Annotated in this window: 14 protein-coding genes; 8 read left to right on the top strand and 6 right to left on the bottom strand. The window is 57.3% G+C overall.

Annotation, left to right across the window (positions count from 1 at the left end):
- The first annotated feature begins 53 nt into the window (after nucleotides 1-53).
- From ACWYRJ_RS13265 to ACWYRJ_RS13250, 4 genes are all read left to right on the top strand, one after another.
- On the top strand, nucleotides 54-581 hold the full coding sequence (locus ACWYRJ_RS13265) for a GNAT family N-acetyltransferase (protein ID WP_223582322.1): 528 nt from the start codon (nucleotides 54-56) through the stop codon (nucleotides 579-581).
- 90 nt (nucleotides 582-671) lie between these two features.
- Nucleotides 672-1,430, top strand: a complete 759-nt coding sequence (locus ACWYRJ_RS13260) for a 5'-nucleotidase, lipoprotein e(P4) family (RefSeq protein WP_223582324.1) — start codon at nucleotides 672-674, stop codon at nucleotides 1,428-1,430.
- Between the two features lie 141 nt (nucleotides 1,431-1,571).
- Nucleotides 1,572-2,558 (top strand): MBL fold metallo-hydrolase, encoded by a 987-nt coding sequence (locus tag ACWYRJ_RS13255; RefSeq protein ID WP_223582325.1) that lies wholly within the window; start codon nucleotides 1,572-1,574, stop codon nucleotides 2,556-2,558.
- Nucleotide 2,559: 1 nt separating this feature from the next.
- Complete coding sequence (locus ACWYRJ_RS13250) at nucleotides 2,560-3,471, top strand: LysR family transcriptional regulator (RefSeq protein ID WP_455508047.1); 912 nt, start codon at nucleotides 2,560-2,562, stop codon at nucleotides 3,469-3,471.
- Here ACWYRJ_RS13250 and ACWYRJ_RS13245 read toward each other — a convergent pair.
- Complete coding sequence (locus ACWYRJ_RS13245) at nucleotides 3,462-4,346, bottom strand: LysR substrate-binding domain-containing protein (RefSeq protein WP_455508046.1); 885 nt, start codon at nucleotides 4,344-4,346, stop codon at nucleotides 3,462-3,464. The genes ACWYRJ_RS13250 and ACWYRJ_RS13245 overlap by 10 nt on opposite strands.
- A 113-nt stretch (nucleotides 4,347-4,459) precedes the next feature.
- Here ACWYRJ_RS13245 and ACWYRJ_RS13240 point away from each other — a divergent pair, with 113 nt between their 5' ends.
- Nucleotides 4,460-5,950, top strand: a complete 1,491-nt coding sequence (locus ACWYRJ_RS13240) for a UbiD family decarboxylase (protein WP_455508045.1) — start codon at nucleotides 4,460-4,462, stop codon at nucleotides 5,948-5,950.
- A gap of 25 nt (nucleotides 5,951-5,975) precedes the next feature.
- Here ACWYRJ_RS13240 and ACWYRJ_RS13235 read toward each other — a convergent pair whose 3' ends face one another.
- The 5 genes from ACWYRJ_RS13235 to opgC are packed head-to-tail and all read right to left on the bottom strand — an operon-like array spanning nucleotide 5,976 to nucleotide 10,082.
- A complete protein-coding gene (locus ACWYRJ_RS13235) occupies nucleotides 5,976-6,401 on the bottom strand; it encodes an ATP-binding protein (RefSeq protein ID WP_455508044.1) in 426 nt (141 codons plus the stop codon).
- Nucleotides 6,402-6,740, bottom strand: a complete 339-nt coding sequence (locus tag ACWYRJ_RS13230; RefSeq protein ID WP_023292380.1) for an STAS domain-containing protein — start codon at nucleotides 6,738-6,740, stop codon at nucleotides 6,402-6,404.
- Complete coding sequence (locus ACWYRJ_RS13225) at nucleotides 6,730-7,944, bottom strand: PP2C family protein-serine/threonine phosphatase (RefSeq protein WP_455508043.1); 1,215 nt, start codon at nucleotides 7,942-7,944, stop codon at nucleotides 6,730-6,732. The genes ACWYRJ_RS13230 and ACWYRJ_RS13225 overlap by 11 nt, the downstream gene beginning before the upstream one ends.
- A gap of 9 nt (nucleotides 7,945-7,953) precedes the next feature.
- Nucleotides 7,954-8,853 (bottom strand): hypothetical protein, encoded by a 900-nt coding sequence (locus tag ACWYRJ_RS13220; protein ID WP_143345136.1) that lies wholly within the window; start codon nucleotides 8,851-8,853, stop codon nucleotides 7,954-7,956.
- A gap of 11 nt (nucleotides 8,854-8,864) precedes the next feature.
- Nucleotides 8,865-10,082 (bottom strand): OpgC domain-containing protein, encoded by a 1,218-nt coding sequence (gene opgC / locus ACWYRJ_RS13215; protein ID WP_455508042.1) that lies wholly within the window; start codon nucleotides 10,080-10,082, stop codon nucleotides 8,865-8,867.
- A gap of 281 nt (nucleotides 10,083-10,363) precedes the next feature.
- Between opgC and ACWYRJ_RS13210 the strand changes: the two genes are divergently transcribed.
- The 3 genes from ACWYRJ_RS13210 to ACWYRJ_RS13200 form a co-directional block, all read left to right on the top strand.
- A complete protein-coding gene (locus ACWYRJ_RS13210; protein WP_223582331.1) occupies nucleotides 10,364-12,181 on the top strand; it encodes a glycosyltransferase family 2 protein in 1,818 nt (605 codons plus the stop codon).
- The gene (locus tag ACWYRJ_RS13205) at nucleotides 12,178-13,497 is read left to right on the top strand and encodes a DUF3131 domain-containing protein (protein WP_223582333.1); all 1,320 of its coding nucleotides are present in this window, start codon (nucleotides 12,178-12,180) and stop codon (nucleotides 13,495-13,497) included. Before ACWYRJ_RS13210 ends, ACWYRJ_RS13205 begins: the two co-directional genes overlap by 4 nt.
- The coding region (locus tag ACWYRJ_RS13200; RefSeq protein WP_455508041.1) for a DUF3131 domain-containing protein at nucleotides 13,494-13,758 on the top strand (265 nt) is incomplete at its 3' end. The genes ACWYRJ_RS13205 and ACWYRJ_RS13200, both read left to right, overlap by 4 nt.

Genomic DNA, 13,758 nt, shown 5'->3' with positions numbered 1-13,758 from the left:
GGATTTAACCGCTTCGTCTATTCTTTATGAAATAACTCACTATCGGGAATACTATGCAGATTCGAAAAGGATTAAATACGGACCTCGTCCGTCTTGAATGTTGTGACTTTTCTTTCACCATTAGCCACATTGCGCGAGAGCCCTTTATCCATTGTGATTTGCATATCGAAGCCGTCGCCGAGCCCTGGATAAAAACCTACGAACTCGACATTCAAACCCTTGAAAACCATTGCGTTAATCCGGACGCCATATTTCTTGTGGCGGAAACAGACGACGGTGAAATAGCCGGATTTATTACCGCGTCAATCGGCTGGAATAAGTTTATCTCGGTGGATTACATAGCCGTGGATCGCACGAAACGCAGAACCGGCGCCGCGCAAAAATTGATGGCCGCCGCGCACGTGTGGGCCCGCAGCGTAAACGCGCCGGGATTACGGCTTGAAACACAAAATGTGAACGTCTCTGCCTGTCTGTTTTACCGTAACTACGGGTTCACCCTGGGCGGATACGATCGTTATCTCTACAACGCCCTACCGGAAAAAGACGAGGTCGCCCTGTTCTGGTATTACATGCTGGTCTAGCGGAAACACATTGCCACATCGCGGTCATATTTCTGTCACTGAATTTCATTACGCTTTCGGGATTTTAACCACGGTGTTGAGGAAAGAAGCGTGAATTCAATGGCTAAGGCATTACTGCTGGCATTACCTGTTTTGAGTGCAACGGCAGCGGCGACGGCCGCGGAGCACGACCTGTGTGAACCGAAAGCGTACGAAATGGCGCTGCGCTATCAGCAGAAATCGGCAGAGATTATGGCCCTTCAGCTGCAAACCTATCGGTTTGCCACCGAGCGTTTCAACGAAAAGTTAAAGGATCTGAAAACGCCCGAAAATTACGCCGTGGTAATGGACCTGGATGAAACGGTACTGGATAACACCCCTCTGCTGGTGCGCGACATGGAGCAGTGTCACGACTATACGAAATGGGACACCTGGAGCGACTGGGAGAAACAGGGAAAACCCGGCTTAATTCCGGGGGCGAAAGCGTTTCTTGAGCACGTGAATCAAAGCAAGGTCCGCATCTACTACGTTTCGGATCGTATGCAGGAAAACAAAGCCGACACGCTGAAGACGTTAAACGCTCTCGGCCTGCCGCAGGTATCTGACGAAAGCGTGCTGCTGGATACGGTCAGCAAGGAAGAGCGTCGCCAGAGCATCCTCAAAAAGCAGCAGATCGTGATGCTGTTCGGCGACAGCCTGCCGGACTTCGCCGTGCAGTTTAAAAACAAAAAGCCGAGCGAGCAGCAGCGTGAGCTGGTTGAAGCCAGCGCCGAACGCTTCGGCAACGACTGGATTGTGCTGCCTAATGCCGCTTATGGCTCATGGTCCAAAGCCACGCCGGACAGCTGGAACGTACCGCTGAAAAAATAATGTCTACGGGCCGGGAAAGCTATCGCGCGCCTTCCCGGCCCTTCGGTTTCCTATCCATCCCGTTTATAGGTCCTATCATTTCTGGGCAGGTTCTTATAATTTTACGGAGCAGTAAGATGAGCACTTACAAAGGAGACTCGTATGCTTACCGTGAAAAAACTTGCTCTTTCCACGCTGATTTCCAGTTCACTGCTTTTTTACCCTGCGCTCCAGGCCTCGGCGGAGACGCCCCAGCACGTCGTTAAACAACCGGCGGGCGGTTACAGCGTGCAGGTCGGCGACGTTCTGGTCACCTCGTTTACCGACGGGACCGTCGCGCAGGATCTGCACAAGCTGCTGCGCCGGACCACGCCGCAAAACATTGATGCGCTGCTCGCGAAAAACTTTCAGACCAACCCGGCTGAGGTCTCCATCAACGCTTTTCTGATTGCGATACCCGGACATAAAATCCTGGTGGATACCGGCTCGGGCCAGCTCTTTGGCCCTGATACCGGCGGACGTCTGGTTGAAAGCCTCGCCACGCAGGGGATAAAACCCGAAGACATTACTGAAGTCCTGCTGACCCACGCCCACTCCGATCATGCCGGTGGCCTGGTGAAGGATGGAAAAGTGGTGTTCAGCAACGCGCGCGTTTTCGTTGGCAAACCGGATATCGACTTTTTCTTTAATGACGACAACCAGAAGAAAACCGGCTACGGCAAGAACTACTTTGACGTCGCGCAGAAGACCTTAAAACTCTATCTGGATGCGGGAAAAGTGGTGCCGTTTAGCGGCACATCGGAGATTCTACCGGGGCTGACCGGCACGGTTCATCCCGGACACACGCCGGGCTCAGCCTTCTACACGCTGACAAGTAAAGGCGAGAAGATCACCTTTGTCGGCGACATCATTCATGCCGCGGCGGTTCAGTTCCCGCAGCCTGCGGTGACCATCACCTACGATGAAGATCAGAACAAAGCGGCAACCGTTCGCGAGCATGCGTTCGCTGACTTTGTGAAAAACAAGGACCTGGTTGCCGCCCCGCACCTGCCTTTCCCGGGCATCGGCTATGTGACGAAAGGCGCGAAAGGCGGCTATGCCTGGGTCCCTGTGACCTATACCAACCGTGACGCCAGCAGCGCGAAATAAGATGACGCCCATCTCTGATATGGACATAGACCTGATCCTGACCCTGGACGCCCTGCTTCAGGACAGGAATATCACCCATGCGGCCGCGCGGCTGGGCATCAGCCAGCCTGCGCTGTCCGCCCGTCTGGCGCGTCTGCGCACGCTGTTTGGCGAACCGCTGTTTATTCCCTCCCCGCATGGACGCGGGGTATTGCCCACGCCGCGAGCGGAAGCGCTCAGGCCGCAGGTGGCAAGCGTGCTGCGCGGCATCAGCGCGATGTTTGCACCCACCGCGTTTGATGCGCAAACCAGCAGCCGGACCTTTGTAATCGCGCTGCATGAGAATCCGGCGCTGATGCTCGGCACCGGGCTGCTTAACCAGATTAGAACCGATGCCCCCGGTATCCGCCTGCGCTTCGCCCTGCCGGAGATAGCTGACCTGCCGCAGCAGCTGGAAAACGGCGATGTGGATATCTACATTGGCGTGAGCGCAGGTGCCCATGAGGGATGGGTGAGGCGCAAACTCCTCGACGACGCGTTTGCCACCGCCCAGCGTAAAGGCCATCCGCGCGGAACGGGTCCGTTAGATCTGGATAGCTACTGCGCGCTTTCCCATCTGGTGGTGTCGTCGGCGGGGGATCCGTTTAGCGGCTTTGTTGACCAAACCCTCGCCGGGCTGGGCTACCAGCGACACGTCGCCATGTCCACCCAGAGCTATGCCGTGGCGCCAGCACTTATTGCCGGTACGGACCTGGTATGCACCCTGCCGGAACGGATGCTGAATCAGTTTGCCAGCACGCTGGATCTCTTTGCACCACCTCTGCCGCTCCAGCCGATTACCATCAACATGTACTGGCATCCGAAAAACAGCCAGGATCCGGCGAATGCCTGGCTGCGCGAACAGCTGCTGCGGGCCGCCGGACGTCAGGTGTGATCGAGCGTAACCAGAAACTTTTTAAGCACCTCTGAGCGAATAATCCGGTGGCAAACCAGGGTGAGTTCGCTCTCCCGCAGCCGGTCGAGTATGTCCACGTAGACGACATTCTCGACGCTCACCGCCTTTGCCGACGAGGGGAGCAGCGCCAGCCCAAACCCCGCCGAAACCAGGCTTATCACCGTGGGCACGTCGGTCGCGTTCTGCACGACGTCCGGCTGAAAGCCCGCTCCGCTGCAGGCGTCATAGAAGTACTGCTCCAGCCCCATTCCCTCCGGATCGCGCAGGGAGATCCATTTTTCGTCTTTCACCGACGAAAGCGTCAGCGCGGCGGAGCCGGCCAGCGGATGCTGACGATACAGCGCCAGCACCGTTTTCTCCGAGGCGAACGGCCGGCTTTGCAGATCGTCCGGCAGCGACGGCAGCGGCGCGCGGATAATGGCCACATCCAGCTGGTTGCTCTGCACGGCGGCGTAGAGTGTCTGCACGTTTCCGGTCATCAGGGACATGGTAATGGCCGGCCAGCGGGTGTGCATCTGGCGCAGCGCGGCGGGCAGCCTGCCGTCAAACATCGCGCTCGACACGCACCCGAGGTTTAACACACCCTGCTCGCCCCGTGCCGTTTGTCTGGCGTCCAGCATCGCCTGTTCGGTCAGCGAGATGGCAAGCCGGGCTTTCACGAGAAATGCTTCGCCCGCGGGCGTCAGGGTCAAGCGGCGGTTCGCCCGGCTGAAAAGCGTGACGCCTAAACGTTCTTCCAGGGCCTTTATCTGCTGGCTCAGCGCCGGCTGCGCCATGTTCAGACGCTCGGCGGCCCGGTGCATGTGGAGCTCTTCGGCCACGACGATGAAGTGGCGCATCTGACGAAACTGCACGAGACGTCTCCCTGTATTGATATAAATTTCATTATCAATTTAACAGTAATGATGCAATTGATGCTATTGGTCCTTGCCATAAAAATGGAGGGATTCAACCGAGGGAGGAAAATATGGAAAACAAGATTAACGATCTTCGCAGCGCCATCGCCTTATTGCAGCGCCACGACGGGCAGTATATTGAAACCGATCGTCCGGTCGACCCCAACGCCGAACTGGCGGGCGTCTATCGCCATATCGGCGCAGGCGGCACGGTCAAACGTCCGACCCGCACGGGCCCGGCCATGATGTTCAACAGCATTAAGGGCTATCCGCACTCCCGCATCCTGGTGGGCATGCACGCCAGCCGCGAGCGCGCGGCGCTGCTGTTAGGCTGCGAGCCTTCTGAACTGGCAAAACACGTCGGCCAGGCGGTGAAAAAGCCGGTTGCGCCGGTTGTCGTTCCGGCCTCGCAGGCTCCATGTCAGGAACAGGTCTTCTACGCTGACGATCCTGACTTCGATCTGCGCAAGCTGCTTCCGGCCCCGACCAACACGCCGATTGATGCGGGTCCGTTCTTCTGTCTGGGACTGGTGCTGGCAAGCGATCCGGAAGACAGCTCGCTGACGGATGTCACCATTCACCGCCTCTGCGTGCAGGAGCGCGACGAGCTTTCCATGTTCCTTGCCGCCGGGCGCCATATCGAAGTGTTCCGAAAAAAGGCGGAAGATGCCGGAAAACCACTGCCGGTGACGATCAACATGGGTCTCGACCCCGCCATCTACATCGGCGCGTGCTTTGAGGCCCCCACCACGCCGTTTGGCTACAACGAGCTGGGCGTCGCCGGGGCGCTGCGCCAGCAGCCGGTCGAGCTGGTGAAGGGCGTGGCGGTCAAAGAGAAAGCCATCGCGCGGGCGGAAATCATCATCGAAGGTGAACTGCTGCCGGGCGTGCGCGTGAGAGAGGATCAGCATACCAACACCGGCCACGCGATGCCGGAGTTCCCGGGCTACTGCGGCGAGGCGAACCCCTCCCTGCCGGTGATTAAAGTGAAAGCCGTGACCATGCGAAACCACGCGATCCTGCAAACGCTGGTGGGACCGGGGGAAGAACATACCACGCTGGCCGGACTGCCGACGGAGGCCAGCATCCGCAATGCCGTTGAGGAGGCGATTCCGGGCTTCCTGCAAAACGTCTATGCCCATACCGCGGGCGGCGGCAAGTTCCTCGGGATACTGCAGGTGAAAAAACGCCAGCCGTCAGACGAAGGACGTCAGGGCCAGGCGGCGCTTATCGCCCTGGCCACCTATTCGGAGCTGAAAAACATTATTCTTGTCGACGAAGACGTGGATATTTTCGACAGCGACGACATCCTCTGGGCGATGACCACCCGCATGCAGGGCGATGTCAGCATCACCAATATTCCTGGCATCCGCGGCCACCAGCTGGATCCGTCCCAGTCGCCGGATTACAGCACCTCGATTCGCGGAAACGGTATCTCCTGCAAGACGATCTTCGACTGCACGGTGCCGTGGGCGCTGAAGGATCGCTTCGAGCGTGCGCCGTTTATGGAGGTGGATCCGCGTCCGTGGGCGCCGGAGCTGTTTGCTGGCAACGCTAAATAAAAACACCGCGCGTATGGCCCGCGGGTCATACGCTGATTTTCTTTTCAAGCGTGGCGATGTTTTCACCCGTCACGCGTTCCACAGTGAAACGATCGACGCTCAGTAAAATGAGCATCAGCCCCCTGCCGCTCTCCAGCAGCGGCAAGATTTCACAAAAACGGTCTCGCCTGGCGGCCTCAAGCCGCTCCAGCGGGAACGCGTCACCCGCGTCGGTAAAAACAATGCAGACATCGCTGTCGCGGATGTCGAACCGTACGCTGAATGCGCGCGAGGCATCCTCATGCAGCGCGTGGCGGATGATATTCGTCGCCACCTCACAGACGGCGAGATCGAGCGCGAAACGCCACTCGTCATCTACGGGAAGCGCCCTCAGCCGCTCTTCCAGCCAGCCGGCCAGCGGCGTCAGGGAACCGAGCACCGCCGGAAATTCTGCCTGCACCGGCGTCTGCATCTACTGCCCCAGCTGCGCAAGCGCGCTGCTTTTATCCGGATAGATACGGAATATGCGATCCATGCGGGTCAGGGTGAACATATTCATTATCCCGGGGTTCAGGGAGCACAGCGCCATGTCGCCTTTCCCGTTCATCAGCTTAAACAACGACACCAGCATTCCCAGCCCGCTGCTGTCGATAAAATCCACTTTGCTGAAGTCGACAATCAAAGCCTTGCGATCGTCGCCAATTTCTTCCGTGACGGACGCTTTAAACGTCGCGGCAACGGAGGCATCCAGCCGCCGGACCGCGGGCGTGAGAATGTTGGCGTGCGGTAGTCGTTCGGTGTTAATAATCATTCTGTTCTCCCTGACGCTCGATCACGAGCAGTGAAACGTCATCGGTTAAGGCGGTCGGTTCATCACGATTTGCGTTGCGCCAGCCGGTCAGGTGGTCACCGAACCGCGGCAGGAGCTGGTCAACCGGGAGCCGGACATGCTCATGAAGCCAGCGTTCGAGACGCTGCGGGCCAAACTGCTCGCCGCTGACGTTCTCACACTCCGTGATACCGTCACTGAATAAGCATAAGCGATCCCCCGGATTGAGGGTAAACGCGACGTCCTCCCAGCTCAGGTCAGGCATCAGCCCGACCGGCGGACCGCCATCGCCCACGGACGTGACGGCGCTGTTTGCGTTCACAATGACGGGAGTTGGATGCCCGGCCTGACACAACAACCCCTTCCCACTTTCTGGATCAATCACGCCGTAAATGATGGTGAAATAGCTGGTGATGTCGCTCTCTTCACTGCAAAAGCGGCTGTTCAGGATCCTGATCACCTCCGCAGGCGACTGAATGCCGCCCCGATCGGTAAACAAAAAACGGTCTACCACCCGACCATGTAAGAACTGGCGCGCCACCGCGAGGGACATCATCGCGGCACCCACGCCGTGCCCGGACACATCCACGCAATAGAACCCAATGTGAGAATCGAGTGGAAAAATATTGAACACATCGCCTGAGACCCACGCAGACGGCATGAAAAGCCAGTCGGAAAAGTAGTTCCCAAAACGTAAGCGGTGCGAAGGCAGCACCGAGTGCTGAACGCGCGCCGCGAGTTCAAGATCCTGTTCAATCTGATGCAACGCTTCACTCAGGCGCTTGTTGTGCGCCGCGAGGGTCGCCTCCAGGGTCAAAATACGGACCCCGGCGTGGAGCCGCGCCCGCAGTTCATCCTGCTCGACCGGCTTGCTTAAAAAGTCGTCCGCCCCGGCATCAAAGCCCTGCGTTAAATCCCCGGCATTTTCGCGTGCCGTGAGCAGAATGACATAGACGTAGTGGCCAAACTGACGGTTGCGGATGGTCTGACAGAGCGTGAGTCCGTCCATTTCCGGCATGTCCCAGTCGCTTATCACCATGCTGATCGGCTGGCTGGACAGTATTTCCAGCGCGGCGACGCCGTTTTCCGCCTCGCTCACGATATACCCCCACTGGGTGAGCATTCGGGAGAGTAACCGACGATAAATCAGCGAATCTTCAACGATTAACACGTGCAGCGCTGACATACATCCCTCCTAAAGCGGTAAGAACCAGATGAGGCTCACGGTCCCTTCTCTGAATTTTGCATTCCCGTTGCCGTGCCCCGGATAGCGCGTTCCCGCATAGTTCGCGTACTGGATGGAGAACGAACCCGGCGTATAGCCGGCATAACCGAAGCTGTAGCTGTAATCGCCGTTCCAGGGCTGCTGCTGGCTGCTGTCCGGGAACCAGAATGCCGTCGCGCGAACGAAGAAATGTTGTTTGAAGGTGTAGCCGCAGCCGCCGAGCATAACGTTTTTATTTTTGCGAATGTCATCGCTGCTGAGGTCGTAGTAGCGCGGCACCCAGCTGTACCCGACCTGGCAAATGATGGAATCCCCTTTATTAATCAGGAGCGTGTTTTCGACCGGTTTCGGTAGCGAAAACTTATAGGCCAGCGTGAAGGCGCCCTGTTCGAAATAGGTATGTCTCCGGCTGCCCGACGTCCAGAAGTGGTTATCGCCGTAGTTGCTGTAAACCAGGCTCACCGTGTTGGCGTGCCAGTCATCGTAGCCGAAGCTGTAGCGAAAATCGGCGGTGTAGCGGCTGGTGTCTCTGACCGGCAGTCGGGACGTAATGTTGGCAAACCAGAAGCTGTAGGGGGAATACTGAAGGCTGAGATTTAGCGTCTGGTTAAACTTTTTCTTTTCCGTGGCGGTGTCTGAACTGTTCGGAATGCTCATCCACTGCTCTTTCAGTCCCGAGCTAAAGCTCAGCGCACCTGAGAATTTCTTGTCGTTACCCGAGAACAGGCGCCCCCAGCGGCTGGTAAAGACGCCTGCCTGAACGGGTTCACCGTTCTTATCGCGCAGGGATTCATTTTCACTGCTTTTCGCCGCCTCCGCGGCGGGTATCGCGGCGAGCAGCACGCCCGCCAGAAGCCATTTTTCGCGCATAACCGCCATCCTTAGTTAGGTATCCAGCGTGCGCCGACGTCGTATTTTGCCATCAGCCACAAAATACCCAGTGCCGCCGCATGCACTAACGTGTTCTCTATCCAGGCATGACGCCATAAGTCGAAGGTGATGAACTGGCTCACCAGCAGCACCACGTACACATGCAAAATAAAGGTATAAAGCGAGTGCTGGCCGAGCGGGATCAGGAACCATCCCAGCAGGCGATTGAGCGGCGTCCAGCAATACGTCAGCACCAGGTAGACGGTGACCATCAGGGCGATATCGTTTAACACCCGCACCGGGCCCAGCCCGTTCTTCGCCGCCCAGGTGTGATAAAACGAATTGAAGCTGTCAGGCGGGATGACGTGCATCAGCAGCGCGGGCGGCATAAACGGGTTGGTATGGTTCTGGGCGACAAATCCCAGCACCAGCGACACCATAACCAGCGCCACTACCACCCCTTTCCCCGGAGGCGTCCGGGCGAAAGAGAGCAGTTCGGCTTTATACCAGCCGCTGGCCATGCCCAGCACAAAGATGAACTGCCAGGCGAGCAGCGGGAAGGCAAATTCGAATTCCGACGGCGTCAGCCGAAGCGGCCAGCGCTGCCACAAGCCGTACACCAGCAGCGACAGCCCCAGCAGCCACCAGACCTTTCCTTTCTGCAGCATCCCCAAAAATAGCGGGCTGAGTAGCAGCAAAAAGATATACAGCCCCAGAATTTGCGTCTGATGAGGGCCGATCTGCAAATAGAGGATAATGTTGAACCAGGTCTCTTTAATTTGCGGCGTAACAGGATAAAGCGACCAGCTTTCACCCGAAAAACGGTCGGTAAAATGGGTGACCTCGAAAACGTTAATATGCGGGATATAGGCCAGGAGAATAAAGGACACTATGATAATGATATTTACACGATATATTTTCCACGCCCTGAGATAAAGCCCCCAGGAAACCGTGAGCAAAACCACTTTTTGCAAACGCGCGCGGTTCAGCATGCCCAGCATAAACCCCGAGAGAATAACAAAACCTTCTGCACCGGTTGTTAACCCAAAACGCTCCCAGGAGAATATATTAAATACCGACATCACCTCCGTATGCGCCACGACCATCATGACGAGGGCAATGCCGCGCATAAAGTCGATTCTCAGGTCCCTGGCACCTGCAACGGCATACCTCCATGCTGTTGATTTAGCGTCATCTTCTTGCTCTACCGACGGCGCAACATGGCTCATAGGGTGTCCTTTGCCTGAAAACGAAAATTAAGGTCTAAATAAAGTAGATAGCCTAAAGGAATAGTAACCGCAATTTATCGTCAGCAGATGAAAGATATTAAGCAGAATTTAAGCTGAATTAACCACTGCTAAATATTAATAAAAACGTGGCTGGACACTTTTATTCGGCGTTCTACACTTATCTTAAATCTTGTTTAATCGCTATTTTCTTTCGCTTTTGGGCAACTGTCTGCGCAGCAGAATGGGTCTGCATTTTTCACGGAATCAGGAACGCCGGAACTATGGATTTTTATTTTTCCCGTTTTGAACATCGTCGTCCTCCGGAACCGTTAACAACACCGCGCTGGGTAATGATGACCTGGCAGGTGTTGGCGGTCGCGGCGCTTATTCTGGGTGCCAATTATATTTACTGGCGCTGGACCGCCTCCCTGAATACTGACGCATTATGGTATGCCATTCCGCTGGTCCTCGCCGAAACCCTGGCGTGGATTGGCACCGTGCTGTTTACCATCAATTTGTGGAAAGAACAGGATCCTCCTCAAAGTCCGCCGCCCGGCGAAATTAACGAATGTCTGTCGCCTGAGGAGGCCGTTGAGCCCCGTCCCGTAAAGGTGGATCTGTTCATTGCCACCTACTCGGAAGACACCGAGCTGGTCAGGCTGTCCATTCGCGATGCCCTGAAGATGACGTACCCGTTCCCGATTGACTACCGGATCCACGTGCTTGATGACGGCCGCCGCCCGGAGATGAAAGCCGTTTGTGAAGAGGAAGGCGTTAACTATATCACTCGCCAGACCAACATCGGCTTTAAGGCCGGCAACCTGCGCAACGGCCTTGAGCAAACCGACGGCGATTTTATTGTTATCTGCGACGCCGACACCCGGGTATTTCCCACCCTGCTCAGCCATACGCTGGGCTACTTCCGCGACCCGGACGTGGCCTGGGTGCAGACGCCGCAGTGGTTCTTCGATCTTCCGGAAGGGGAAAATCTGTCGCGCTGGGGCCAGCGAAAGGCCGGAAAAGTGGGCTACGGTCTGGGCTGGCTGATTCAAAAGTGTGTTGGCCCGGTCACCGTAGGCCGCGACCCGTTTTTTAACGATCCGCGCATGTTCTATGACGTGATCCTGCGGCGGCGCAACTGGGCGAACGCGGCTTTCTGCTGCGGTGCGGCGTCCATTCACCGTCGCGAGGCGGTCATGCAGGCCGCGCTGAGAAGCTATGTCTGGTCCGTCGAAGAGGAGATCCATCGTCACACGCGCGATATTCGCGATGAGGAGACCCGGGACGCACTGCAGAATGCAATGCGTCCGCACGTGGCGTTTGACACCGAGCTGACCCCCTACAAATTCCACGTCTCGGAAGATATTTACACCTCAGTGCTGCTGCACGGTGACGCCGCACGACGCTGGCGCTCGGTTATGCATCCGCGGGTTGAGTCGAAGATGCTCTCTCCGCAGGATATGCTCACCTGGATGATCCAGCGCTTTAAGTACGCCGCCGGCTCGCTGGATATTTTGTTTCATGACAACATCTTCAGCCGTCGCCGCTTCAGGCTCTCTCTGCCCCAGACGCTGATGTATGCCACCACCTTCTGGTCATACATGGCCTGCGTATGGAACACGGTGTTTTTGATTTCACCCATTATCTATCTGTTCACCGGCATTCCGCCGGTGTCCGCCTGGTCGACGCCGTTCTATCTGCATTTTCTCCCGTTTTTTATTTTCTCAGAGCTGGCCTTTATGTTCGGCACCTGGGGGATCTCGGCCTGGGACGGCAGGGCCTCATACCTCTCCTTCTTTTCCATGAACCTGCGCGCGCTCAATACGGTGCTGCGGGGCGAACAGATCAAATTTCACGTCACGCCAAAAGAGCGGCAGACGGGCCGTTTTCTCTACCTGGTGAAGCCGCAGATTGCCATCGTGGTGCTCACCCTCGCAGGGCTTATCTGGGGCGGTATCCAGGTGGCGCGTGGACAGGTGGACGACCCCTCCGGCTATGTCATCAATATTTTCTGGGGAGGGGTGAACATCGCCGCCATGCTGCCGCTGATTTTCGCGGCCATGTGGACGCCCGCTGAAGAGGACGAGGTCACCCAATGAGGATACGTGATGCCCTGCTGCCCGCGCGCAGCTACCTCACCATTTTGCTCGGCTTCCTGATCGGCTTTGCCATTGTGGTCTGGGTGGAGAAACAGATGCCCACGCGCGTGGAAAGCAGCGGCGGCATCGCGCTCAGTAAAGACTTTCCGCCGCTGCCCACAAAACGGGCGCTGACCTATGACGAAGCCATCTGGGCGCGGGTCGCCTGGCAATACTACGTGAATAATACTCAGCCAAACGGGCTGGCGAACGCCAGCGACGGTGAACCCTGGCTGAGCCTCTGGAGCGTGGGAAGCTACCTCTTTGCGACCGCTGCCGCAGAGCAGCTCAACATTATTTCCGCCGATGAGTTTGACGAGAGGGTCAGCACCGCCGTGTTCACGCTGGGGCAACTGCCGCTCAATGACAAAGGTCTCCCCGCCGCCTATTACCATGCGGACACGCTCAAGATTCTGGGCAAGCCTGACGCCTCCGCAATCGGTCTGAGCCGGCTGCTGACGGCATTACAGACCCTGCTGTGGCGCTATCCCCAGCACGCGGCGGCTATCCACGATCTGTTTAGCCTCTGGAACACCGGCGCTCTGATTGAAAATAGCGCTCAAAGTCAGGCAGCCGTGCCGCTCCATCACTGGACGCTGACCGATGATGAACAGCGGGACAGCTTTGGCTACCGTCTCTATGCCAGCCATACGCTGCGCCTGATTGACAGCGCGGCAGGACTCGCGGTGACCAACCCGCCTGAAGGGCAAAAGATGATCGATCTGGATGGCGTAATGGTGCCCGATGAAGGGCTACGTACGCCCTGGGGCAAGCAAACCTCGCTGATCAGTCTCCCCTACCTGTTAACCGGTCTTGAGCTGGGCTTTGATGCGCAGAGCGCTGAAATTGCGTGGCGAATTATGCAGATCCAGCAGCGGCGCCACGGCCTGCACGCGCCAAAACCGCCGATCAGCACGGATTATGCCGAACCCGCGCCGGATTACGTTAACGATCTGCCGGACAGGCAGCCGGTACAGGTGCGTAACCTGCGCGACGAGGTGCCGGAGAAAGTGGCGATTACCTCCACCCGCACCGCGTTTGCCTGGTATGCCCTGTTCCGCAACAGCTGGAGCGAAGCGCTGCGCCAGCAGGTTCTGGCCCTTCAGGTGCCGGGTAAAGGCTGGCAGCGCGGGTTAAATCTCAACAACAGCGTCAATGGCGTCGTGGATGCCGATACCAACGCCATTGTGCTGGAAAGTCTGTCTTACATTGCGCATGGCCAGATGCTCTGTCTGGCCTGCCTCTACACATCCCCCTCAGCAGGAGCAACGCCATGAAGCCACGATCCCCGATCCTTTTCCACCTGCTCACGGGAATAACGATCTGCTGGCTGGCGTTATCGACCGTGCGTGCGGACACCGAGCTCCCTGCATCAGGTTACTCCCCGCGCAGCGGCGAGCTGACGGTCCGAGAGATGACCATCGCGAAAAACGCCTGGCAGTATTTCGTCTCCAACTATCAGCCCACGACGGGCCTGGTGAATGCGGTCAACAAATATCCCTCCACCACCATGTGGGACAGCGCCTCCTATCTGGCCG

Source organism: Enterobacter sp. (genome assembly GCF_977039595.1).
The sequence above is the reverse complement of the archived record's forward strand: the minus strand, read 5'-3'. Positions and strand labels throughout refer to the sequence as shown.

Excerpts from the sequence above, each read along its gene's own strand:
- ACWYRJ_RS13230 (WP_023292380.1), bottom strand. The coding sequence starts at position 6,740 with ATGATTATTAACACCGAACGACTACCGCACGCCAACATTCTCACGCCC.
- ACWYRJ_RS13235 (WP_455508044.1), bottom strand. The coding sequence starts at position 6,401 with ATGCAGACGCCGGTGCAGGCAGAATTTCCGGCGGTGCTCGGTTCCCTG.
- ACWYRJ_RS13255 (WP_223582325.1), top strand. The coding sequence starts at position 1,572 with ATGCTTACCGTGAAAAAACTTGCTCTTTCCACGCTGATTTCCAGTTCA.
- ACWYRJ_RS13250 (WP_455508047.1), top strand. The coding sequence starts at position 2,560 with ATGACGCCCATCTCTGATATGGACATAGACCTGATCCTGACCCTGGAC.
- ACWYRJ_RS13205 (WP_223582333.1), top strand. The coding sequence starts at position 12,178 with ATGAGGATACGTGATGCCCTGCTGCCCGCGCGCAGCTACCTCACCATT.
- ACWYRJ_RS13225 (WP_455508043.1), bottom strand. The coding sequence starts at position 7,944 with ATGTCAGCGCTGCACGTGTTAATCGTTGAAGATTCGCTGATTTATCGT.
- ACWYRJ_RS13210 (WP_223582331.1), top strand. The coding sequence starts at position 10,364 with ATGGATTTTTATTTTTCCCGTTTTGAACATCGTCGTCCTCCGGAACCG.
- ACWYRJ_RS13220 (WP_143345136.1), bottom strand. The coding sequence starts at position 8,853 with ATGCGCGAAAAATGGCTTCTGGCGGGCGTGCTGCTCGCCGCGATACCC.
- ACWYRJ_RS13265 (WP_223582322.1), top strand. The coding sequence starts at position 54 with ATGCAGATTCGAAAAGGATTAAATACGGACCTCGTCCGTCTTGAATGT.
- opgC (WP_455508042.1), bottom strand. The coding sequence starts at position 10,082 with ATGAGCCATGTTGCGCCGTCGGTAGAGCAAGAAGATGACGCTAAATCA.
- ACWYRJ_RS13240 (WP_455508045.1), top strand. The coding sequence starts at position 4,460 with ATGGAAAACAAGATTAACGATCTTCGCAGCGCCATCGCCTTATTGCAG.